Source organism: Limnohabitans sp. 103DPR2, from assembly GCF_001412575.1.
GTDB lineage: Bacteria > Pseudomonadota > Gammaproteobacteria > Burkholderiales > Burkholderiaceae_C > Limnohabitans_A.
Window position 1 is genome coordinate 1,306,219 of record NZ_CP011834.1, and the last position, 21,335, is coordinate 1,327,553.

A 21,335-nucleotide genomic window follows, 5' to 3' on the forward strand; every position below is an offset into this window, starting at 1 on the left:
GGGGCTTAAGACGTGCCTTTTTGCTTGCCGGACCACAGTCGCTTTAAAAATTCACTCAAATCGTCCATGTAGCAGTAAACCACCGGCACCACCACCAAGGTCAACAAGGAGGAGGTGATCACGCCGCCAATGACGGCTTGACCCATGGGGGAGCGTTGTTCCGAGCCCTCGGTGATGGCAAAAGCCAAGGGCATCATGCCGAAAATCATGGCCAAGGTGGTCATCAAAATGGGGCGCAACCTGACACGGGCAGCCATCAACAGGGCTTCAGTGCGATCAAGCCCGGCCACTGGCTGTCCTGTGTCCGAAACCCCACCTTCGCGGGCACGGATGGCAAAGTCGACCAGCAAAATGGCATTTTTGGTCACCAAGCCCATCAGCATCACCACCCCAATGACCGAGAACATGGACAGGGCCGAGCCGAAGGCCATCAGGGCCAAGACCACGCCAATGAGTGTCAGCGGCAAGGAAGTCATCAGTGCCAAAGGCTGCAAGAAGCTCTTGAACTGGCTGGCCAGGATCATGTAAATGAAAATGACCGCCATCAAGAGCGCGGTAGTGGCATATTGGAAAGACTCGTTCATGCTTTTGGTCGAGCCGCCAAATTGATAGCGGTAGCCGGGTGGCCAGGCCACAGAGTCCAAAATTTTGCGAATGTCCGCAGAAATTTCACCCGCCGAACGAAGCGAGGCGTTGGCGTTGATGGCCACCTCGCGCACCATGTCGCGACGGTTGATTTGATTGGAGCCCGTGGTCTCTTGAACTTGTGCAATTTGACCAAGACGAACGATGCGCGTTTGCCCATCCGGTGAGGCCACATTGAATGGCAGGCGCTCTAAATCTTGGGGGCTGTTTCGGAAGTCCGGTGCCAGCCGCACATTCACGTCATAGGTCTGGTCGTCTGGGGCGCGCCAATTGCCAACCGTTTGACCTGCCACCAAAGTTCGCAAACCATTGGCCAAACTTGAAGCGTTCCATCCCAGGTCGGAGGCCGATTCGCGCATCACTTGAATTGCAATGGTGGGTTTGTTGGCTTTGACACTGCTGTCCAAATCAACCAGTCCGGGAATGGCACGGAATCGGTCCATCAGTTTCAATGTGATGCGCTCGAGTTCGCGCTGATCGGGGCCTTGAATTGAAAACTCAATTTGTTTGTTGCCACCCACGCTGTCCAAAATGCCCACGTGTGTCACGGTGATGCCTGCAATCTTGGAAAGCCGCTCGCGCAACAAAATGGAAATGTCTTCGACACTGCGTTGACGCAATTTCCGATCGACCAGACGGATGTAAATGCTGGCGTTGTTTTTGCCCTGCGCGTTGGGGGTGTTCATGCCCGTGAGGGTGTACTGCACTTCTGGAAATTCACGCACGATGGCTTCCACTTGCTTGGCCTTCAAGGCGGTGCTTTCAAGTGAGGTGCCCACTGGCGTTTGAAAGCTCAAGGTGGTTTCGGAGTAATCACCTTTGGGAACAAACTCGGTGCCTAGCAAGGGCACCATCAAGATACTAGCGACGAAAATGCCAACAGCCAAGAGCAAGGTACTGCGCTTGTGTTTCAGCGCCCAGGCCAGCATGTGTTGGTAGCGATCGGCCATGCGGTCGGTTTGCAGTTCAAACCAATGCGTCACACGGCCAATGCTGCGATCGTACCAATTCAAAGTGCCTGCAGGCTTGTCGTGTTGGTGGATGCTGGGGTCGTGCCAGACACTGGAGAGCATGGGGTCCAATGTGAAGCTCACAAACATGGAGATCAAAACGGCAGCCACAATGGTGATGCCAAACTCATGGAAGAACTTGCCGATGATGCCTTCCATGAAGCCAATCGGTAAGAAAACAGCCACGATGGACAAGGTGGTGGCCAGCACAGCCAAGCCAATTTCTTGCGTGCCAATCATGGCGGCGTCGTAGGCATTTTTGCCCATCTGCACGTGCCGCACAATGTTTTCGCGCACCACAATGGCATCGTCAATCAGCAAGCCTACACAAAGCGACAAAGCCATCAAAGTGACCATGTTGATGGTGAAACCAAACATGTTCATGAACCAAAAAGTACCAATCAGCGAGATGGGCAAGGTGAGGCCAGTGATGACGGTGGAGCGCCAAGAATTCAAGAACAAGAACACAATCAGAATGGTGAGCAGTGCGCCTTCAATCAGGGTTCTGCGAACGTTGTCAACCGCCACGCGAATTTGCCGTGAGCCATCGGACACGGGTTCGAGTCGAATGTCGGCAGGCACTTGTTTGCGCAACTCTTTGAGGGAGCCCATGAGGCCATCGACCACCTCAATGGTGTTGGCATCTTGAGCCTTTTGCACTGTGAGCAACAAGGTGCGTTCGCCGTTGTAAAGCGCCATGTTCTCAATTTCTTGCGCGCCGTCTTTCACTTGCGCGACCTGTGACAAGCGCACAGGCGTATTGCCCTTGCGCGCCACAATGATGTTGCCAAAATCTTCAGGCCGTTTCACGCGCGATTGAATTTGAATCACGCGTTCTTGTGTGAAAGAGCGGAGGGCTCCTACGGGCAGGTCTTGGTTTTCGTTGCGAACGGCATTGGCAATTTGATCGGCGCTAACGCCCAGGGCTTCCATGGCGTCGGGGCGCAAATAAATGTTGATTTCACGGCGGCTGCCGCCAATCACATTGACTGCGCCCACACCGCGAATGTTTTCAAGGCGCTTCTTTAAGACTTGTTCGGCATAGTTGGTGAGCTCGACCAAGCTGGTACTTGTGCCGCCGCTGCGCACTTCTGGAATCACCGCAAGTGACCAAATGGCTTTGCTGGTGGGGTCAAAGCGAATGATGCGCGGTTCTTTGACCTCATCACGCAACATGGGGCGAATGGCTGCCACTTTTTCTCGCACATCGTCGGCTGCTTTGCGGCCATCCATATTGAGTTGAAACTCAATCACCACCACCGATTGCGTTTCGTAGCTGCGTGAAGTGAGGGCGCTGATGCCCGCAATGGTGTTGACGCTTTCCTCAATTTTCTTGGTCACTTCGCTCTCGACGATTTCGGGTGAAGCGCCGGGGTACTCAGTGATGACCACCACCACGGGCAAGTCAATGTTGGGAAACTGATCGACTTTCAGGCGTTGGAATGCAAACAGGCCCATCACCACAAAGGCGAGCATGATCATGGTTGCAAAAACCGGATTCTTCAGACTGATCCTGGTGAACCACATGAGAGGGGACCTTTAAAAGCTCAGGGCTTGCTGCTGTTGAGTGTGACCAAGGTGCCATCGCGAACAGTACCCGCACTGGGGGCCAAAACTTGAGTACCTTCATTCAGTTCGCTCAAGGCCATCACGGCTTTTCCTTCTACCTCACCCTTGAGCCCTGTGGCCACTTTCACATGCACCACTTTGCCATTTTGAAGCGTCTGCACATAGGGTTCTGTTTTGTCGTTGCGCACGCTCTCGAGAGGCACTACCACGGCTTGAATCTTTTGCGTTCCCAAACTGCCCTGAACAAAAATGCCATGGCGGAGCAGGGGGTGTGAACTGAGTCCTAAATAGACCAAGACGCTTCGGCTGCCCACTTGCGTGCTGGGGTTGATGCGCAGAACTTTGGCGGTGACCGATTGGTTGCTGTTCTCAATGAACAACTTGGCGGTTTGGCCCACCTTCACATTCAATGCATCGGTCGACGTGAGGCTTGCTTCCAATTCCAATTGTGACAAGTCAACAATTTCAACGATGCGCGCTTCGGGTGAAACACGTTCACCTGGCTGAGCCAAGCGTTGGCTGATCAGGCCACTGAGTGGGGCCCTCAAGATGCAATCGTCCACGGCTTTGGTGGCCACATCCAAAGCCGACATGGCGGCTTGGTAAGTTGCTTTGGCGCCATTCAAATTGGCGATGGAGGTGTCCAAGGCCGTTTTAGAAATGAAACCTTGGCTGACCAAGGCATTGTTGTTGTCGAATTGGCGCTGCGCCACCTCGACCTGGGCGCGAGCGGCTTCAGCTTGCTGCTGTGCTTGTCTTTGCCGCGCAACATATTCAGTGCTGTCAACACGTGCCAGAACTTGACCCGCTGCTACGGCATCGCCTTCGCGAACTTCAAGGGCCTGCAATTCACCAGCCACTCGGGCCTTGACCATGGCACTGCGAGTTGCCTTGAGGGTGCCAGAGATGGGCAGGCCGTGTGTCATGCTGATCTTTTGTGCGATGACAACATCCGTGGGTGCCAGTTCGATGCTGATGGGCCCGTTGGTTTGCGGCGCCTTGGTGTTCACTCGCGTGTTGCCAAACCAACCGCGGAAATAGCCCAAGGATGCGCCCAAGACAATGAGGAGCAGTGCTGCGATCAGCGCACGTTTTGAAAGAAAGTTCATGGTGATGTTCAGACGGAAAGCCCACGCACAATGAGGTCGGCGTGCTGTGCAATGAAGTTTTCGGGTGGCGTGTTGGGTTGGCCCGCGAGGCACATGGCATTGGCATGTTTAGACATGATGAAAAACAGCATGGGCGCAATGATCACCATCACGGTGCTGTCGATGTCAAAGTTTTTAAATTCGCCACTGTCTCGGCCGCGTTGCAGCACATCTTTGAGAATGCGGACGGCCGGCGTAATGACTTCATCTTGGTAGAAGGCCGCCAGTTCTGGGAAGTGATTGCCTTCGCTGATGATCAGTTTGGTAATGCCTGAGGCTTTGGTGGCACCGTACCTTCGCCACCATTCGCGCATGAGGAAGTGCAGCAACTCTTTGCTGGTGCCTTTGAAATTGGCCACTTCCAGAGCACCATCGGTGACTGTTTTGACCACGTTTTCTCGCACCACCGCTTTGAACAATTCTTCTTTGCTGGGGAAGTACAAAAAGAGGGTGCCTTTGGACACACCCGCTTTGGCGGCCACTTCTTCGGAACGTGTGGCGGCATAGCCTTTTTCAACAAAAAGGTCTAAAGCCGCTTCCAGCAATTCACCTGGGCGATGCTGCTTGCGACGCTCGCGTTTGGGGGGAGAAAGTAATTCAGACACGTTTAATGACTCGTTGGTTAGTAATGTACGGTCTTGGCCTAGGAGCGTCAAGCACTCAGCGAAGGACAGGCCAAAAAAAAGACCGCCGTAGCGGTCTTTTTGAGAGAGAGCTTGAGCAATCTCAATAGAAGGCTTGAAGGCCAGTTTGTGCACGACCCAAGATGAGGGCATGCACATCGTGCGTGCCTTCGTAGGTGTTGACGGTTTCGAGGTTGATCATGTGACGAATGACATGGTATTCGTCGTGAATGCCGTTGCCACCGTGCATGTCGCGGGCCATGCGGGCCACGTCCAAGGCCTTGCCGCAGCTGTTGCGTTTGATCAGGCTGATCATCTCGGGCACTGATTTGCCTTCGTCCATCAAACGGCCAACGCGCAAGCAGCCTTGCAGACCCAAAGTGATTTCGGTTTGCATGTCGGCTAATTTCTTTTGGATCAATTGGTTTTGCGCCAAGGGGCGGCCAAACTGAACGCGGTCCATGGTGTATTGGCGGGCACGGTGCCAGCAGTCTTCTGCGGCACCCAAAGCGCCCCAGGCAATGCCGTAACGGGCTTTGTTCAAGCAACCGAAGGGGCCTTTCAAGCCTGACACATTGGGCAACATGTTTTCTTCGGGCACAAACACATCGTCCATGACAATTTCACCGGTGATGCTGGCGCGCAAGCTCATCTTGCCTTCAATCTTGGGGGCTGTCAGGCCCTTCATGCCTTTTTCCAAAATGAAGCCGCGAATGGCGGACTGACCGTCGCCTTCACCTTCCAATTTGGCCCACACCACAAACACATCAGCGATCGGCGCGTTGGTAATCCACATCTTGGCGCCCTTCATGATGAAGCCGCCATCCACGGGCTTGGCGCGCGTGATCATGCTGGCAGGGTCAGAGCCATGGTTGGGTTCTGTGAGGCCAAAGCAACCCACCCATTCGCCAGTGGCCAACTTGGGCAAATACTTTTGGCGTTGCGCTTCGGAGCCATATTCATTGATGGGGTGCATGACCAAGGAGCTTTGAACGCTCATGGCGCTGCGGTAGCCGCTGTCAACACGCTCAACTTCACGAGCCACCAAGCCGTAGCTGACATAGTTCAAGCCCGCGCAACCATAGCCTTCAATGGTGGAACCCAAAAAGCCCATGCTGCCAAATTCGTTCATGATTTCACGGTCAAATTTTTCATTGCGAGCCGCCATCAATACGCGCGTTTGGAGCTTCTCCTGGCAGAAGTTGTGCGCTGCGTCGACGATCGCACGTTCGTCATCGCTCAGTTGTTCGTTCAGCAAAAAGGCGTCGTCCCATTGAAAGCTAGGCTTCATGATGTCAATCCATCCAAGATTAAAGATGTTGGGATTTTATCGTCATGCGAAATGTTCCATGGAGTTGTCCCATCGAGTAACCTGTTGAGGCGGTGACATGTGCCTTCTTATGGCGGGGTTTTAGCTTAGGAGCGGCCGTTTTGGGTCAGAATGAACGCATGCAAATTCCTACTCATGCGCAAACCTTGGTCCTTGGCGGTGGCTGCTTCTGGTGCACCGAAGCGGTGTTCGTTCAAGTTAAAGGTGTCTTGGATGTGGAGTCCGGCTATTCCAACGGTCAAACCCGCAACCCCACCTACGAGCAAGTTTGCTCAGGCACAACTGGGCACAACGAGGTGGTGAAGTTGGTGTACGACCCGCAAGTCATCAGCACCCGAACCTTGCTCGAGATTTTCTTTGTCATTCACGACCCCACCACCTTGAACCGTCAAGGTAATGACCGTGGCACGCAATATCGCAGCGGCATTTATTTCACCACCCCAGATCAAGCTGAAGTTGCCAAAGCTATCATCGCTGAAATCGAAGCGGAGGGGGTTTTTGACGCATCCGTGGTGACAGAGGTGTTGCCCTTGGATAACTACAGTGCCGCGGAAGACTATCACCAAGATTTCTTTGAGCGCAATCCAACGCAGGGCTACTGCATGGCTGTGGCGGCCCCCAAGGTTTGGAAGTTCAAAAAGACCTTTTCTGAGTGGACCAAAACGCCTTGAGAATTCAAACCAAACTGCGCTGCTTGTTGCAAGCACTGTTGATCAGTGCGGTCATGCTTGCGCCTGTTTGGGGGCAAATTCACAAGACAATTCACGGTTTAAAGTCCACAGCCTTTTCTGAACAATCACTCTTCAGTGAGCACACTGAAGGCTCCTTGGTCTGCCAAGCCTTAGACCATTTGGCATCCGATGAGGGACCACAGTCAGCAGCCCTCACGCTACAGTTTGAACAGCCTGAGGCCTTGTTCATTTCTGGTCAGTTTGCGCAACGTAATGTGGCGCTCACACTGGCATTCTCTGCGCGCGCACCGCCCACCAGCCTTTGAATCATGTTTGAAGTTGCTCAAGCCAAGGCTTGAGTGCTTGTTCATTTTCAAAGGTTTTTCATGTTCAAAATTTCTTCTCGACAAGGCGTCATGCGTGCGCCTTGCAATGCCTTATTGTCGGTTTCAGCATCCGCCGTGGTGCTGATAGGTCATGGTGTTTTTGTGCCTGCTGTCTTGGCGCAAGCCGTGCAGGAAGTGGTCATCACTGGCAATCCATTGTCTAAATCTCAAAGCCTCAATGCCGTGAGCAGTTTGTCGGGGCAGTCATTGCTGCAGCAGGGGCAAAGTACCTTGGGCGAAACCTTGAATCAACTGCCAGGTGTCAGCAGCACTTACTTTGGACCCAATGCCAGCCGGCCCATCATTCGCGGTTTTGACGGTGATCGCATTCGTGTGCTCAACAACAGTGGCGCCAGCATGGATGTTTCTTCGCTCAGTTATGACCATGCAGTGCCGACGGATGTGCTGACCACCGAGCGCATTGAAGTGTTGCGCGGACCTGCCGCCTTGCAATACGGCGGTAGCGCCATGGGGGGTGTGGTCAATGTCATCGACAACCGCATTCCCCGCCAACCCATGCAAGGCATTGCGGGCAAAGCGCAAACTCAATGGGCCTCTGGCAATGGCGAGCGTTCTAAGGGTGCGATGCTGGAAGTGGGGCAAGGCGCTTGGGTATTCCATGCGGACGCATTTGATCGACATACCAAGGATGTGAAGGTGCCTCGCAACTTGCCATGCGGCAAACCAGGTGCCCCCGAACTCACTTCACGCATTTGCAATTCCGCAAGTGATTCTCAAGGTGGTGCCGTGGGTGCCAGCCTGTTTTTAGAGCGTGGTCATGTGGGCATGTCGCTCAGTGAGTACCAAAGCAACTACGGCACGGTGGCCGAGGACGAAGTGACCATTGGGATGCGTTCAAAGCACGCAGCCTTAGAAGGTGAGTGGCGACCCGATTCCAGTCTCTTCCAACAAATCAATTTTCAAGCCAGCCAAACAGATTACAAGCACACTGAATTCGATGCAGGTGCACCAGGCACCTTGTTTGCAAACCAAGGACATGATGTCCGTGTTCAGCTGCGCCACAAACCTTGGCGTCTGGGCGCTGGCACATGGGAAGGCGTTTGGGGCTTGCAATCGGAACAAGGTAAATTCTCTGCCAATGGTACAGAGGCCTTTGCACCTTTCAGCCATACCCGAAGCACCGCGGCGTTTGTGTTTGAAGAATATGCTTTGAACGACTTGCTATTCAATGTGGGTGCGCGCAAAGAAAATGTGACGGTGGCATCGCTGGGCAATCCAGATCCAAGCGTAGACCGTTTTGAAGTGGGGCAGCGCAAGTTTTCGCCGCAAAGTGTGGCTGCTTCTGCGTCTTGGCAATGGATGCCTCAATGGCGTCTCAGCACCAATGTGTCACAGGTTCAACGTGCACCCAAGGACTATGAGTTGTTTGCCAATGGCCCGCACGTGGCAACGGCCGCATGGGAAAAAGGAGATGCCAATTTAGGTTTAGAAAAGGCCAACAGCATCGATCTCACAGCAGATTGGCAGCAGGGGCCCCATCAATTCAAGATCACAGCATTTCAAAGCCAGTTTTCCAATTTCATTGGTTTGATGAGCACCTTGGAAGTGGAAGACGGCCTGCCAGTACAAAAGTACCAAGGCGTGCGCGCCAAGTTCACAGGCTTTGAGACGGCAGCGCAATGGCGATTGTTGCAGTCCACCAGCAGCTTGGACTTGGCGCTCAAGGCCGATGCGGTGCGGGCACAGAACCTCAGTGTCAACGAACCCTTGCCCAGAATTTCGCCCGTTCGCTTGGGTGCCAAATTGATTCACACCACTGGCCCGTGGCGTGCCGATTGGGGCTTTGATTGGTATGCGGCACAAGACCGCGTGCCCACAGGCGCTGCGGCCACAGCGGCCTACACCTTGTGGCATGGTTTTGTGAGTTACAAGCAAAAGGTGTCGGGAGCCGCTTTGAATTGGTTTGCCAAGCTCGACAACGCCAGCAATCAATGGGCTTACAGCGCCACATCCATTTTGACGACCACGGCACCTGGCAAATCCCCTTTGCCTGGCAGAAGTTTCAAATTGGGCGTGATGGCGACTTTTTAAATCAGCACTTGGCCAGCAGGGATGCATGACGCACTGATAATCGGGGGGTCATGAATTTTGAACATCCTGTTTTATCGTCCCTGCTGCCAGTTGTCTTTTTGATCTCGATGGGCTTTGTGGCGGGTCGCGCCAAATTGGTTCGGCAAGACGCGGTCCGTGATTTGACCAATTTGGTGTTTCTGGTGTTGGCGCAAGCCTTGCTCTTCAGAACCATGAGTTCTGTGCATCTGGAAACTTTGGACTTGCGACCCGTCTTCCAATATTTTGTGGTGGCGAGTGCTTTGTTTTTCATCATGCTGATGATGTATGGCCGTGATTCTCGTGCCTCGGTGTTGGCACTGGCCAGTATCTTCAGCAACACCCTCATGATTGGCGTGCCCCTCGTTGGTTTGGCCTATGGCGAGCCTGGTCAAGTGTTGCTGTTCACCCTGATTTCTTTGCATGCCTTGGTGTTGCTCACCATGGCCACCGTGGTGTTGGAATTGCAAATGGCATATGAACATGCGGCTGAACATGGTGAGTCTCGGCACATGCTCAAAACGGTGGGCATGGCGATGAAAAATGCGGTGTTGCACCCAGTGCCTTTGCCTATTTTGATTGGGCTCATTTATGCACAAACCGGCTGGGGCCTGCACCCCATTGTGGACAAGCCTTTGCAATTGTTGGGTGCTTCATTTGGGCCTGTGGCCTTGGTGTTGGTGGGCATTACGTTGGCGCAAACCCCCGTGGGTGAAAACTTCAAGGGCGCCATGAAAATTTCTGTGGTGAAAACGTTTGTGCACCCCATGCTCATGGCCGCAGCCGGCTATGCCATGGGCATGCGCGGCTTGCACCTGACGGTGATGGTGGTGGCCGCTGCGTTGCCCATTGGTGCCAATGTGTTTTTGTTTTCGCAGCGTTATCAAAAGGAAGAGGATGTGGTGACCGCCGCTGTTGCAGTGTCCACCGCGCTGGCATTGGTCAGCGTCACCTTGGTCATGGCATTGCTGCCCATGCTGCCGGCTTAAGGCGCCAAACGCTCCCGCAACCATTCGCCTTCATTCAAACGATAGCGCAGTCGATCGTGCAGACGGCTTTTGCGCCCTTGCCAAAATTGCCATTCATCGGGCACCAAGCGGTAGCCGCCCCAGTGCGGTGGGCGAGGTGGGTTCAGCATAAACTGCGCAGCGTACTTGGCCGCATTGGTCACCAACACAGTGCGACCTTCAATCACCTGACTTTGCGGTGAGGCCCACGCGCCAATGCGCGAGTCCAGTGGACGGCTGTGAAAGTAAGCATCGCTTTCTTCGTCGCTGATTTTTTCCATGCGACCTTCAATTCGCACCACACGTTCTAATTCAACCCAGTGAAATTGCAAAGCTGCAAAAGGGTTGCCAGCCAACTCACGGCCTTTTCGGCTGTCGTAATTGGTGTACCAAACGATGCCGCGCTCGTCATAGCCTTTGATCAACACCACGCGGGTGCTGGGACGCAGGTTGCTGGCCACAGTGGCCACGGTCATGGCGTTGGGTTCCGGCACTTCGGATTGAATGGCTTCGTTGAGCCAGCGCTCAAATTGCTTCAAGGGATTGGCATCCGAAGCGTCTTCACTCAACTCGGCTTTTTCGTAACTTTTACGCAGATCTGCGATGTTCATGATTCAGTCCTTGGCATGTTCGAGCAAAGCTGCCAAAGCTTTGTCTTGAATGCCGTGTTGTTGCAAGCTGTTCAGTGTTTCTTGTGCGTAGTCTAAGGTGGTGCCGTAGCGGCCTTTGGCATGTTGAAAGATGTACCTGTATTGAGAAGGTCTTAGGTCGCCAGTGAAGCTGGGACTGTTGCGCGGCAGAGTGAAAGCCAAGGCATTGACGGGGCCTTGAGGCGTTGGGCACTGCAACCAACGCGGTGTGTAAACACTGTTGGGCATTTCACGAAACCAAAGTTTTTCGATGGTTTGCTTCACATCGGCGGCAGGCGTTCTGAAAACCATGCCCTGGCAACTGCCACCCGAGAGCAGGGCAAAGACCAAGCCTGGGCACTCGGGTGTACCGCGGTTTAAACGACTCCACATTTTCAAGGCGCGGTGCCAGCCTTGAACCTTGGTGAGGTGTTGCTCCAAGACTTCAAACTCTGGCCGCCAAATGAGGGAGGCGTAACCAAATACCCACAAATCCTGTGACGCAGGCCACTGCGTCAGCAAGGCTTCTTGGGTGGGTTCGCAGAGGGCTTGGTCGGCTCGCATGCCAAGAGGAGGGCTGTTGAATTTCAAAGTGTTGGGCAACATGTAGTGCGTCTATTTTGAGGGTAAACCAGAGCTTGCCAGTTGCTGTCTTGAGAAAATTCGTAACTGATCTGTAACTGTGAATGCACCAAAGAGGGGGATGAGGAGTTACCATTCGTTATGTAACAAAGTTACAAGCCGTCTTTCAATTGAATCAAACTCTTATGACCCTGAATGCCACCGTAGCCCAAGTGACTGCCCGCATTGCCCAGCGCAGCCAAGCGAGTCGTGCTGCTTACCTGCAGCAAGTAGAAGAAGCCGCCGCACGCAAACCCGGCGCTGATCGGCTTGGCTGTGCCAATGTGGCGCACGCATTTGCCGCCATGCCGCCGGCCGACAAATCGAAAGCTTCGGGCTTGGCGGCCATTCCTGTGGTGAGTGTCACAGAGCGCGGTCCCAACATCGGCGTGGTGACGGCCTACAACGACCTGTTGTCAGCGCATGCCCCTTTTCAGCATTACCCCGATGTGGTGAAAGACGAAGCGCGCAAGTGGGGCGCCACAGCCCAAGTGGCAGGCGGTGTGCCGGCCATGTGCGATGGTGTGACGCAAGGCACGCCAGGCATGGAGCTGAGCTTGTTCAGCCGTGATGTGATTGCCATGTCGACTTCCGTGGCACTGAGTCACGACGTTTTTGATGCCGCCTTGATGCTGGGTGTGTGCGACAAAATTGTACCGGGCTTGCTGATTGGTGCTTTGCACTTTGGTCATCTGCCCACAGTCTTTGTTCCTGCAGGTCCGATGGTCAGTGGCTTGTCGAACAATGAAAAATCCAAAGTTCGTGAACAAGCGGCCCAAGGCTTGGTGGGCCGCGCAGAATTGCTTCAAGCAGAATCTGCCGCCTATCACGGTGAAGGCACGTGCACTTTTTATGGCACTGCCAACAGCAACCAAATGCTTTTGGAAGCCATGGGTCTGCATGTCCCTGGCACAGCGTTTGTCAATCCGGGTGATGGCCTGCGCAGTGAGCTGACGCGTGAATCGGTGCGCACTGTTTTGAAGTTGGTCAAAGCCAAGCAATTCACGCCCATCGGCAAGTTGGTGGACGAGCGTTGTATCGTCAACGCGATGGTGGCTTTGTTGGCCACGGGCGGCTCCACCAATCACCTGATTCACTGGGTGGCTGTGGCCCGAGCGGCTGGCTTGATCATTGACTGGGACGATTTCTCTGCGCTGTCGGATGTGGTGCCCTTGTTGACGCGCGTGTATCCGAACGGCAGTGCCGACGTGAACCAATTCCAAGCGGCAGGGGGCCCCGGTTATGTCATTCGTGAATTGTTGGATGCAGGTTTCATGCATGCAGATGTGATGACCGTGCGTGCCGGTGGCATTCGTGAGTTCACCCAAACACCCGTGGCTTTGAATGGCCAGCTGGCGTGGCAAGACATTGGCGCCTCAAAAGATGAAAGCGTGGTGCGGCCTGCTACAGCGCCGTTTAGTGCCACTGGCGGCTTGCGATTGTTACAGGGCAATTTGGGCCGCAGTGTTATCAAGGTGTCTGCTGTGCCCGAAGCACTCCATGTGATTGAAGCCCCTGCTCAGGTGTTCAATTCACAAGAAGAATTGTTGGCAGCGTTTCAAGCCGGCAACATGGCCAAAGATGTGGTGTGCGTGGTGCGTTGGCAAGGCCCGCAAGCCAACGGCATGCCCGAGTTGCACAAACTCACGCCGCCCTTGGCTGTGTTGCAAGGAGAGGGATTCAAAGTGGCCTTGGTCACTGATGGCCGGATGAGTGGTGCTTCAGGCAAAGTACCCGCAGCCATTCACGTGTCGCCCGAGGCGGCATCAGGTGGGCCCCTTGCGCGTGTCTTGGATGGCGACATCATTCGCTTGGATGCGGTGGCGGGTACTTTGCAAGTTTTGATCGATCCAGAAACTTGGAATGCACGAACTCCCGCTACCATGCCAACAGATTTGCAAGCGGCCAACAGCCGCGGCATGGGAAGAGAACTGTTTACCAATTTGCGCAAGCATGCGCTGAAAGCTGAAGAAGGAGCCTGTACATGGCTGTAAATGCACCGTTCACCGCCTTGCAAGTGATGCAAGACGCCCCCGTCATTCCAGTCATTGTGTTGAACGATGTGGCGCATGCTGTTCCCATGGCGCGCGCCTTGGTGGCCGGTGGCATCCGCATGTTGGAAGTGACATTGCGCACCCCTCAAGCTTTGGCTTGTATGGAAGCCATTGCCAAAGAAGTGCCCGATGCGGTGGTGGGCGCAGGGACGGTGCGCAGTGCGGCCGATGCCAAAGCGGCTGCCAATGCGGGCGCCAAGTTTGCTGTCAGCCCTGGCTACACATCAGCTGTGGGCCAAGCCTGTCGCGACCAAGGTTTGTCTTTGTTGCCCGGCGTGGCCACAGGCAGCGAAATCATGATGGCGCAAGAAGACGGCTACACCGAATTGAAATTCTTTCCGGCCATGCAAGCAGGCGGTCCTTCCATGCTGAAAGCCTGGGGCGGCCCCTTCTTTGACGTTCGCTTTTGCCCAACGGGTGGCGTCACACCTCAGAATGCTTCAGAGTTTTTGAGCTTGTCCAATGTGGCTTGCGTCGGTGGCTCTTGGTTGGTGCCAGCCGATGCTTTGGCTCAAGGCGATTGGCCTCGCATTGAGCAACTTGCGCGTGAAGCTTGTCAGCTGAAGTTGCGCTGAATCAGTTCCACTTTGTAGCCATCGGGGTCTGTGATGAAGGCAATGACCGTGGTGCCACCTTTCACAGGACCGGCTTCACGTGTCACTTTGCCACCCGCGTTGCGAATCTTTTCGCAAGCTTCGTAGGCATCGGGTACTGCAATGGCCAAGTGGCCGTAAGCAGTTCCCATGTCGTAAGACTCCACGCCCCAGTTGTAGGTGAGCTCTAGCTCAGCATGGTCGGGGTTGCTGCCGTAACCAACAAAGGCCAGCGAGTATTTGTACTCGGGGTTCTCAGATGTTTTGAGCAATTGCATGCCCATCACCTTGGTGTAGAAATCGATCGAGCGTTGAAGGTTGCCAACGCGAAGCATGGTGTGTAGTAATCGCATAAAACGTATTGTGTCTGATTGAAAAAACCCAGTGGGACGAGGTGTTAAGCAGGCGCCTGCCAAGCTTTGACAAAGGCGGCAGCCGATTCACCCACAGCCTGTGCTGACTTGCCAGGCGCATACAGCGCCGAGCCAATGCCAAAACCAGATGCACCACTCTTGCGGTAGTCCGCCATGTTGTGCGTGCCAATGCCGCCCACGGGAACGAGTCGGATGTGGCAAGGCAATACAGCGCGCATGGATTTGACAACGGCTGGGCTGATCATTTCTGCTGGAAATAATTTCAGACCATGCGCACCCAATGCAATGGCTTTGAAAGCTTCGGAGGGGGTTGCAACGCCAGGTAGAGAAATCAAGCCCAAGTTGACGGCTTCGCACACCACGTTGTCATCCAGGTGCGGTGAGATGATGAGCTGGCCGCCCGCTGCTTTGATGTCACGCACTTGTTGTGCGGTGGTCACTGTGCCTGCGCCCACCAAGGCATTGGGAAATGCGTCTGCCAAGATTTGAATGCTTTTCAGAGGGTCGGGCGAATTGAGGGGGACTTCTAAGATGTGAAAACCCGCATTCACAATGGCACGGCCCACGTCCAAAGCTTCTTCAGGTTTCAAACCGCGCAGGATGGCCACCAAGGGCAGCTTGTCCATGTGCGCGTGAAATTGAGCGAGCAGAGGTGTCATGTGCTGAGCTTAAATGAAATCATGGGGGTACAAGTGATGAGCCAGCGCCCAAAGGCCGGTCCAAGTGACTTCATCGGTAAGTGCTTGCGCAGTGAGACCCAAAGCCTCCATGGCAAAACTGTAGCGCTGCGTCAATTGACCATTGCCCAAGATCAGCAAGGGTGTGTCATTCGCCATGAGGTCAGCCTTGGCCGATTTGATTTCTTCGCCAATGAGCAATCCGGAGACATAACTGCTGGACTGCGCTGGGTTGAGCTTTTCAAACAAGGCCAAGCTTCTGGCTGAAAATGCATGGTGCAGCAATCCGCCAGGTTGTTGACTTTGCATCACGCCCTCTAAGAACACTTCCTTTTTCAGCGGCGCATCGGGCAAGCATGTTTTTGCCAAGATGGAGTGCTGGCTGAGCAAGGCGTAAAACTCTCCGGTCATGAAGGTTTTAAAGGCGGAAATTTTGCGGTCTTTCACCTGTGCCCATTTGCTGTGTGTGCCAGGCAATACAAATTGTGCGTTTTGGATGTTTTGTGACGTGAGTGCACCAAAGATTTGAATTTCTTCACCGCGCATCACATCGGGTGTTTGGTCGTTCCAAGTTGACAAGCCCGGCACAATGCCAATGCGATCTTTCTCAATCCACTGCAGATGTTGGGCGATGTCTTCAAAGCCGCTGGGGCAGGGGCAATAGGGCGCTTCACGCCATCCTTGCCGGCTACCGGCCATGCCAGATATCAGGCACAGCGTATCGGCTTTCATCCAATCGCCAAAGCGTTGCTCAAAGACATTGGCAAATTGGCCGTGGGCCACTTGCAAAATGCCTTGTGGAAAGGCACGTTTGTCGAGCACCACACCATCGCTGCTGAGCAGTGCGCCTCGCAAAGAGGAGGTGCCCCAGTCCAAGGCCAGCAGCGATGTGTGCATGCTTATTTTTTCAAGCCATCCAAGGCGGTGGCTGGATAGTAAGGCTGCTTGCAATCATCGATGTACTGCTGCACGATGTCTTTGAAAGATGTGTCGGGCTTCAGGCCTAAAGCAGCGGCGCGTTCAGCTGTCCCTCCTTTAGCCCAGTTGGCCACAATGTTGGCAATTTGTTCGTTGCGCACAAACTTGACGCGCTGACGAACTTCAGGGCCAGCGACATCTTCAAGCGCTTGCAACATTTCTTTGACGGTCACATTCAAACCGGGCAGGTTCAATGCCAAACGACCTTGCATGGCTTCGCGGCTAGCCTCGAACACGGTGATTAAACCTTTGATGGTGTTTCCGGGTGAAGAAACGGGATGTGACACGTTTTCGTCCACAGGGCAGATGGACTCTACGCCCGCCAATGGCTCACGAATGATGCCACTGAAGAAGGATGAGGCCGCGCCATTGGGTTTGCCTGGACGAACGGTGACTGTCATGAGTCGTGCTGAGCGACCATCGATGAAGCCCTTGCGTGTGAAGTCAGCAATCAGATACTCCAGCATCAGTTTGTGAGTGCCATAGGAGGTCTGAGGTGAGGGCAGTGTGTGGTCGGCAACGCGCTCGGGCATGGGGTTGCTGGGGTCGGGACCGAACACCGCGACAGAGCTGGCAAAAACCAGGCGCGGCACATTGCCGGCTTTGCGCAGACCTTCGAGCAACAAACGTGTGCTGTCCAGGTTAGAGCGCATGCCTAAGTCAAAGTCTTGTTCGCACTCACCCGATACCGCAGATGCCAAATGGAACACGCCATCAAAACCACTGGCAAACAAAGTGCCTTGTTCCAACATCGGGCCCGCATGGCCTTTGACGCGTGGATCGGCCAACAAGTCGGCGGGTGCAGGGAATAAATCGGCAATGTGCAGCTCGGTGACTTTTTGGCCATTGAGCTCTCCTTTTTTGAGAATTTCACGGGCTAAGCGCGCGCCAACAAATCCTGCGCCACCGGTAACGAGTAATTTCATGATGAATGCTTTCTAAAAATAGAGGTTCGTTGATCAGTGGTTGTCTTTGGGCACGAAGGCGCCGCGCTTGCCCACCAAGAAGTCGAGGTCGCAACCTTCGTCGGCCTGCAACACCGTATCGACATACAGCTTCCAGTAGCCAGACTTTAAAGGTGGTTCGGGGCGAACCCATTTGGCCAAGCGCGCTTTCAATTCGTCATCGCTGATGAGCAATTGCATTCTGCGCTCGGGCACGTTGAGTTCAATCATGTCGCCATTTTGAACCACGGCCAAAGGACCGCCATCAGCGGCTTCTGGGGTGGTGTGCAAGACCACGGTGCCATAGGCTGTACCACTCATGCGAGCATCGCTGATGCGAATCATGTCGGTGATGCCTTTGCGCAGCACCTTGGGTGGCAAGGGCATGTTGCCCACTTCAGCCATGCCTGGGTAGCCTTTGGGGCCGCAGTTTTTCAAAACCAAGATGCAGTTCTCATCGACATCCAAGGATTCGTCGTCAATGCGTTTGTGGAAATCGTCGCTGTCTTCAAACACCACTGCACGCCCGGTGTGAACCATTAAGGCCGGTGTGGCGGCGCTGGGTTTGATCACGGCACCGCGTGGTGCCAAGTTGCCACGCAAGATGGCAATGCCCGCTTTTTCTTTGAAAGGTGCGGCCAGTGTTTTGATGACACGTGGGTCGTAGTTTTCTGCGCTGGCCACGTTTTCGGCCACAGTCTTGCCGCTGACAGTCAAGATGTCCTTGTGCAAAAACTGTTGAATCTCTTTCATCACAACGGGCAGGCCGCCTGCGTAGCAGAAGTCTTCCATCAAGTGTTCGCCAGAGGGCTGCAGATTCAAAATGTTGGACATGTCGCTGCCCAATTTTTCGAAGTCGTCAATGGTGAGGTTGATGTTCAAGCGGCGAGCAATGGCAATCAAGTGAATCACCGCATTGGTAGAGCCACCGATGGCGGCCAAGGTGCGAATGGCATTTTCAAATGCTTCGCGCGTCAAAATTTGCGAAATCTTCACGTCTTGGTGAACCATGTCCACAATGCGTCGACCGGCTTCGCGTGCCAATACATTGCGACGACCATCTACGGCGGGGTAGGCCGCATTGCCTGGCAAACCAATGCCCAAGGCTTCCACCATGCTGGCCATGGTACTGGCAGTGCCCATGGTCATGCAGTGGCCGTGGCTGCGGTGCATGCAGCTTTCGGCTTCAAAGAAATCTTGCAGTTTGAGTGTGCCGGCGCGAACTTGCTCGCTCATGCTCCACAAGCCGGTACCAGAACCCAATTCTTGACCGCGCCATTTGCCGTTCAACATGGGGCCGCCCGAAACGCCGATGGTGGGCAAGTCGACACTGGAGGCGCCCATCAACAAAGAAGGGGTGGTTTTGTCGCAACCCATCAACAGCACCACGCCGTCAACGGGATTGCCGCGAATGCTTTCTTCCACGTCCATGGACGCCAAGTTGCGGTACAGCATGGCGGTAGGGCGCAGCAAAGTTTCGCCCAAAGACATCACAGGAAATTCAAGGGGGAAGCCACCGGCTTCGTAGACACCAATCTTCACTTGCTCGGCCAGCGTGCGAAAGTGGGAGTTGCAAGGTGTGAGTTCGCTGAAGGTGTTGCAAATGCCAATGACAGGGCGGCCATCGAATTGGTCGTGCGGCACGCCTTTGCCTTTGACCCAACTGCGGTAGGCAAAGCCATCACGGTCTTGGCGGCCAAACCATTGTTGGCTGCGCAGGTCTTCGGGTTTTTTCTTAGGGCTTTGTGTCATGGGTCTGATGCTTTGAAAAAGTGGGTTGCGAGTAGAAATATTATCGTATGATGATAAGGTAAATGCATCGATTTGTGCAAAAAACGGCACTCGTGCAAACCCTCAAACCTATAGACCCCGAAGGGGTTTGTCCTTTTATGTCCTGGAGCATTCGCCATGAGCATTCACCATCCTGAAGTTGTTGTCACCTCTCGCATTCCGCCGTTTTTGACCACGGGCTTGCAAGAAAATTTTGTGGTGCACGAACGTGATCACATTCGCGACCGCCAAGTCTTTGGCCGGGTTCGTGCCTTGGTGGGGGGCGGTGAGTCCAAAATTGATGCGGCCTACATGGCTTTGTTCCCTGCACTCGAAATGATTTCGGTGTGCGGCGTAGGCTACGACGGCGTCGATGTGGTCGCTGCTAAAAAGCGCGGCATCATGGTGACGCACACCCCTGACGTGCTCAATGACGATGTGGCCGATTTGGCTTTGGGTTTGCTGCTGTCCGTAGCGCGCAAAATCCCAGCCGCCGATCGCTTCACGCGCAATGCCGATTGGTTAGATGGGCCTTTTCAATTGACACGTAAATTGACTGGCGCCAAATTGGGCATTGTGGGCATGGGCCGCATTGGCCAAGCCATTGCCAAGCGCGCTGCGGCCTTCGACATGGACATCAGTTATCACACCCGCAGCCAGCGCAACGATGTGGCCTATCAGTATGTGGCCAATCTGGTGGATTTGGCCTCGAAGGTGGACTTTTTGGTGGCCATTACCCCAGGCGGTGCGGGCACCAAAAATTTGATCAATGCTGAAGTTTTGAAAGCCCTCGGCCCTCAAGGCTTCTTGGTCAACGTAGCCCGCGGCTCCGTGGTGGATCAGACCGCCTTGATTGAGGCCCTGCAAAAGAAAACCATCGCAGGCGCAGGCTTGGATGTGTTTGTGGACGAACCCAATGTGCCCGCTGAACTTCGCAAGCTCGACAACGTGGTGCTCACGCCCCACATCGCCAGTGGCACCGTCGAAACGCGCAAAGCCATGTCGGCTTTGGCGCTGGCCAATTTAGCGGCCCACTTTGCGGGCCAGCCTGTCAAAACACCTGTGCCGGAGTGCCGTACTTGATCAAAAATGTCCACGGCAATACCGTCGATTTTTTAGGGGAAGCCATCGTTGCCGGCAGGTACCCTGTCGGTGGCAGTTTGCCGCCCGAGCCAGTGCTGTGCGAGCAATTGGGCGTGAGTCGAACAGTCATTCGTGAGTCGGTCAAGTCATTGGTGGCCAAGGGTTTGATCTTCACCGGACCCAAAGTCGGTACGCGGGTCTTGGCAGAAGAGCACTGGAATTGGTTTGACACCGATGTGATTGCTTGGCAAGCCAAAGCGGGGCTCACGCCAGAGTTCTTGCGAGATTTGCAGGAGCTGCGCCGGGTTGTCGAACCTGCCGCTGTGCGTTTGGCCGCAGAGCGCGCAACGCCAGCCGACATTGAAGGTGTATCAGCGGCTTACGATGGCATGAAGAAGGCCATTGAAGAGGGGGGTGATTACGTCACGCACGACATGCACTTTCACACGGGCATGTTGGTGGCCTCGCACAACCGCATGATTGTTCAAATGAGCAAAGCCTTGGGTGCTTTGCTTCGCACCAGTTTTGAAATTTCCACCACACGCAAAGACGCCCCCAAGGCCGCCTTGCCCTTGCACAAAGCCGTGCTGGATGCCGTGATTGCCAAAAACCCAGACAAGGCGGAAAAGGCCATTCGGGTGTTGATTGAGGGCGCACACCAAGACATGGAACATGTTTTAACCACGCGCCGTAAACTTCCCAGTTTGGCAGGTCCTGCCAAGCAGATCAAAGCGCCATGAGGCGCCCTACACATTCATTTTGCACATGACACATTTCACCAAAGTCGTTTTGTTCACCGACACCGATGGCAAAGCCCGCTTCAAAGAAGAAACATTGCCCATGGAAGAGGGCAACCCGCAAAGTCAGCTGACTGATATTTTTTCGGCCGAAGGCTACCAATTGCGCTACAGCCCTGTTGGCTTTAGAAGTCAATTTCACGTGACCGGCAAACCGCAATGGGTGTTCATCTTGTCTGGGCAAATGGAAATTGGTTTGCAAGACGGCACGTCACGTATTTTTTCTGCGGGCGATCATTTTTATTCTGCAGACACTTTGCCAGAGGGAGCGACGTTTGACCCTGCCGTCCATGGGCATTGGAGCAGGCAGGTGGGGGATGAACCTCTGAGAACTTTGTTTTTGAAGGATTGAGCTT

General features: G+C 54.3%; 20 protein-coding genes. 9 read left to right on the top strand and 11 right to left on the bottom strand.

From position 1 onward, the window contains the following. Window positions 1-5: 5 nt before the first annotated feature. The 4 genes from L103DPR2_RS06440 to L103DPR2_RS06455 all read right to left on the bottom strand — a co-directional run bounded on the left by L103DPR2_RS06440 (window position 6) and on the right by L103DPR2_RS06455 (window position 6,286). Window positions 6-3,182 (bottom strand): efflux RND transporter permease subunit, encoded by a 3,177-nt coding sequence (locus tag L103DPR2_RS06440; protein WP_055360276.1) that lies wholly within the window; start codon window positions 3,180-3,182, stop codon window positions 6-8. Between the two features lie 20 nt (window positions 3,183-3,202). Beyond that, a complete protein-coding gene (locus L103DPR2_RS06445; RefSeq protein WP_055360277.1) occupies window positions 3,203-4,333 on the bottom strand; it encodes an efflux RND transporter periplasmic adaptor subunit in 1,131 nt (376 codons plus the stop codon). An 8-nt stretch (window positions 4,334-4,341) separates the two neighbouring features. Continuing rightward, window positions 4,342-4,977, bottom strand: a complete 636-nt coding sequence (locus tag L103DPR2_RS06450; RefSeq protein ID WP_055361899.1) for a TetR/AcrR family transcriptional regulator — start codon at window positions 4,975-4,977, stop codon at window positions 4,342-4,344. A 121-nt stretch (window positions 4,978-5,098) separates the two neighbouring features. Continuing rightward, window positions 5,099-6,286 (bottom strand): acyl-CoA dehydrogenase, encoded by a 1,188-nt coding sequence (locus tag L103DPR2_RS06455; protein WP_055360278.1) that lies wholly within the window; start codon window positions 6,284-6,286, stop codon window positions 5,099-5,101. Between the two features lie 158 nt (window positions 6,287-6,444). Here L103DPR2_RS06455 and msrA point away from each other — a divergent pair, with 158 nt between their 5' ends. The 4 genes from msrA to L103DPR2_RS06475 are packed head-to-tail and all read left to right on the top strand — an operon-like array spanning window position 6,445 to window position 10,441. Next, entirely contained in the window at window positions 6,445-6,996 is a 552-nt protein-coding gene (gene msrA / locus L103DPR2_RS06460) for a peptide-methionine (S)-S-oxide reductase MsrA (RefSeq protein WP_055360279.1), read from the top strand. Beyond that, window positions 6,993-7,322, top strand: coding sequence for a hypothetical protein (locus tag L103DPR2_RS06465; RefSeq protein ID WP_156339866.1), 330 nt, complete (start codon window positions 6,993-6,995; stop codon window positions 7,320-7,322). Before msrA ends, L103DPR2_RS06465 begins: the two co-directional genes overlap by 4 nt. A gap of 60 nt (window positions 7,323-7,382) precedes the next feature. Continuing rightward, window positions 7,383-9,434, top strand: coding sequence for a TonB-dependent receptor (locus L103DPR2_RS06470; RefSeq protein ID WP_082466740.1), 2,052 nt, complete (start codon window positions 7,383-7,385; stop codon window positions 9,432-9,434). A 50-nt stretch (window positions 9,435-9,484) separates the two neighbouring features. After that, window positions 9,485-10,441, top strand: a complete 957-nt coding sequence (locus tag L103DPR2_RS06475) for an AEC family transporter (RefSeq protein ID WP_055360281.1) — start codon at window positions 9,485-9,487, stop codon at window positions 10,439-10,441. On the opposite strand, the gene pdxH is transcribed toward L103DPR2_RS06475, so the two are convergent. Next, window positions 10,438-11,070 (bottom strand): pyridoxamine 5'-phosphate oxidase, encoded by a 633-nt coding sequence (pdxH, locus tag L103DPR2_RS06480; RefSeq protein WP_055360282.1) that lies wholly within the window; start codon window positions 11,068-11,070, stop codon window positions 10,438-10,440. The two genes, L103DPR2_RS06475 and pdxH, sit on opposite strands and share 4 nt — an antisense overlap. Window positions 11,071-11,073: 3 nt before the next feature. Beyond that, on the bottom strand, window positions 11,074-11,652 hold the full coding sequence (locus L103DPR2_RS06485) for a gamma-glutamylcyclotransferase (protein WP_055361901.1): 579 nt from the start codon (window positions 11,650-11,652) through the stop codon (window positions 11,074-11,076). A gap of 203 nt (window positions 11,653-11,855) precedes the next feature. Between L103DPR2_RS06485 and edd the strand changes: the two genes are divergently transcribed. Further along, window positions 11,856-13,703 carry a phosphogluconate dehydratase gene (gene edd / locus L103DPR2_RS06490; RefSeq protein WP_055360283.1) on the top strand — a complete coding sequence of 616 codons (1,848 nt, stop codon included), beginning with the start codon at window positions 11,856-11,858 and terminating at the stop codon, window positions 13,701-13,703. Beyond that, complete coding sequence (gene eda, locus L103DPR2_RS06495) at window positions 13,694-14,338, top strand: bifunctional 4-hydroxy-2-oxoglutarate aldolase/2-dehydro-3-deoxy-phosphogluconate aldolase (protein WP_055360284.1); 645 nt, start codon at window positions 13,694-13,696, stop codon at window positions 14,336-14,338. The genes edd and eda overlap by 10 nt, the downstream gene beginning before the upstream one ends. Here eda and gloA read toward each other — a convergent pair. Genes gloA through L103DPR2_RS06520 form a run of 5 tightly spaced genes read right to left on the bottom strand, consistent with a single transcriptional unit; the run spans window position 14,320 to window position 19,081 of the window. After that, window positions 14,320-14,709 carry a lactoylglutathione lyase gene (gloA, locus tag L103DPR2_RS06500; protein WP_055360285.1) on the bottom strand — a complete coding sequence of 130 codons (390 nt, stop codon included), beginning with the start codon at window positions 14,707-14,709 and terminating at the stop codon, window positions 14,320-14,322. The genes eda and gloA overlap by 19 nt on opposite strands. A 44-nt stretch (window positions 14,710-14,753) precedes the next feature. After that, window positions 14,754-15,389 carry a 2-dehydro-3-deoxy-6-phosphogalactonate aldolase gene (locus L103DPR2_RS06505; protein ID WP_055360286.1) on the bottom strand — a complete coding sequence of 212 codons (636 nt, stop codon included), beginning with the start codon at window positions 15,387-15,389 and terminating at the stop codon, window positions 14,754-14,756. A gap of 9 nt (window positions 15,390-15,398) precedes the next feature. Beyond that, window positions 15,399-16,304: a 2-dehydro-3-deoxygalactonokinase gene (locus L103DPR2_RS06510; RefSeq protein WP_055360287.1), complete on the bottom strand. Its 906-nt coding sequence runs from the start codon at window positions 16,302-16,304 to the stop codon at window positions 15,399-15,401. Window positions 16,305-16,306: 2 nt separating this feature from the next. Then, window positions 16,307-17,311 carry a D-erythronate dehydrogenase gene (gene denD, locus L103DPR2_RS06515; protein ID WP_055360288.1) on the bottom strand — a complete coding sequence of 335 codons (1,005 nt, stop codon included), beginning with the start codon at window positions 17,309-17,311 and terminating at the stop codon, window positions 16,307-16,309. A gap of 33 nt (window positions 17,312-17,344) precedes the next feature. Next, entirely contained in the window at window positions 17,345-19,081 is a 1,737-nt protein-coding gene (locus tag L103DPR2_RS06520) for an IlvD/Edd family dehydratase (protein WP_055360289.1), read from the bottom strand. 156 nt (window positions 19,082-19,237) lie between these two features. Here L103DPR2_RS06520 and L103DPR2_RS06525 point away from each other — a divergent pair, with 156 nt between their 5' ends. From L103DPR2_RS06525 to L103DPR2_RS06535, 3 genes are read left to right on the top strand one after another with little or no spacing between them, the layout of a single operon-like run. Then, window positions 19,238-20,182, top strand: coding sequence for a 2-hydroxyacid dehydrogenase (locus tag L103DPR2_RS06525; protein ID WP_055360290.1), 945 nt, complete (start codon window positions 19,238-19,240; stop codon window positions 20,180-20,182). Continuing rightward, a complete protein-coding gene (locus L103DPR2_RS06530) occupies window positions 20,179-20,922 on the top strand; it encodes a FadR/GntR family transcriptional regulator (protein WP_055361902.1) in 744 nt (247 codons plus the stop codon). The genes L103DPR2_RS06525 and L103DPR2_RS06530 overlap by 4 nt, the downstream gene beginning before the upstream one ends. A gap of 25 nt (window positions 20,923-20,947) precedes the next feature. Next, window positions 20,948-21,331, top strand: a complete 384-nt coding sequence (locus tag L103DPR2_RS06535) for a hypothetical protein (RefSeq protein ID WP_055360291.1) — start codon at window positions 20,948-20,950, stop codon at window positions 21,329-21,331. Window positions 21,332-21,335 lie beyond the last annotated feature (4 nt).

Bases quoted from the DNA above. Each gene is read 5' to 3' on its own strand.
- L103DPR2_RS06440 (WP_055360276.1), bottom strand. From the start codon at position 3,182: ATGTGGTTCACCAGGATCAGTCTGAAGAATCCGGTTTTTGCAACCATG.
- L103DPR2_RS06445 (WP_055360277.1), bottom strand. From the start codon at position 4,333: ATGAACTTTCTTTCAAAACGTGCGCTGATCGCAGCACTGCTCCTCATT.
- L103DPR2_RS06455 (WP_055360278.1), bottom strand. From the start codon at position 6,286: ATGAAGCCTAGCTTTCAATGGGACGACGCCTTTTTGCTGAACGAACAA.
- msrA (WP_055360279.1), top strand. From the start codon at position 6,445: ATGCAAATTCCTACTCATGCGCAAACCTTGGTCCTTGGCGGTGGCTGC.
- L103DPR2_RS06470 (WP_082466740.1), top strand. From the start codon at position 7,383: ATGTTCAAAATTTCTTCTCGACAAGGCGTCATGCGTGCGCCTTGCAAT.
- L103DPR2_RS06475 (WP_055360281.1), top strand. From the start codon at position 9,485: ATGAATTTTGAACATCCTGTTTTATCGTCCCTGCTGCCAGTTGTCTTT.
- pdxH (WP_055360282.1), bottom strand. From the start codon at position 11,070: ATGAACATCGCAGATCTGCGTAAAAGTTACGAAAAAGCCGAGTTGAGT.
- L103DPR2_RS06485 (WP_055361901.1), bottom strand. From the start codon at position 11,652: ATGCGAGCCGACCAAGCCCTCTGCGAACCCACCCAAGAAGCCTTGCTG.
- edd (WP_055360283.1), top strand. From the start codon at position 11,856: ATGACCCTGAATGCCACCGTAGCCCAAGTGACTGCCCGCATTGCCCAG.
- eda (WP_055360284.1), top strand. From the start codon at position 13,694: ATGGCTGTAAATGCACCGTTCACCGCCTTGCAAGTGATGCAAGACGCC.
- gloA (WP_055360285.1), bottom strand. From the start codon at position 14,709: ATGCGATTACTACACACCATGCTTCGCGTTGGCAACCTTCAACGCTCG.
- L103DPR2_RS06505 (WP_055360286.1), bottom strand. From the start codon at position 15,389: ATGACACCTCTGCTCGCTCAATTTCACGCGCACATGGACAAGCTGCCC.
- L103DPR2_RS06510 (WP_055360287.1), bottom strand. From the start codon at position 16,304: ATGCACACATCGCTGCTGGCCTTGGACTGGGGCACCTCCTCTTTGCGA.
- denD (WP_055360288.1), bottom strand. From the start codon at position 17,311: ATGAAATTACTCGTTACCGGTGGCGCAGGATTTGTTGGCGCGCGCTTA.
- L103DPR2_RS06520 (WP_055360289.1), bottom strand. From the start codon at position 19,081: ATGACACAAAGCCCTAAGAAAAAACCCGAAGACCTGCGCAGCCAACAA.
- L103DPR2_RS06525 (WP_055360290.1), top strand. From the start codon at position 19,238: ATGAGCATTCACCATCCTGAAGTTGTTGTCACCTCTCGCATTCCGCCG.
- L103DPR2_RS06535 (WP_055360291.1), top strand. From the start codon at position 20,948: ATGACACATTTCACCAAAGTCGTTTTGTTCACCGACACCGATGGCAAA.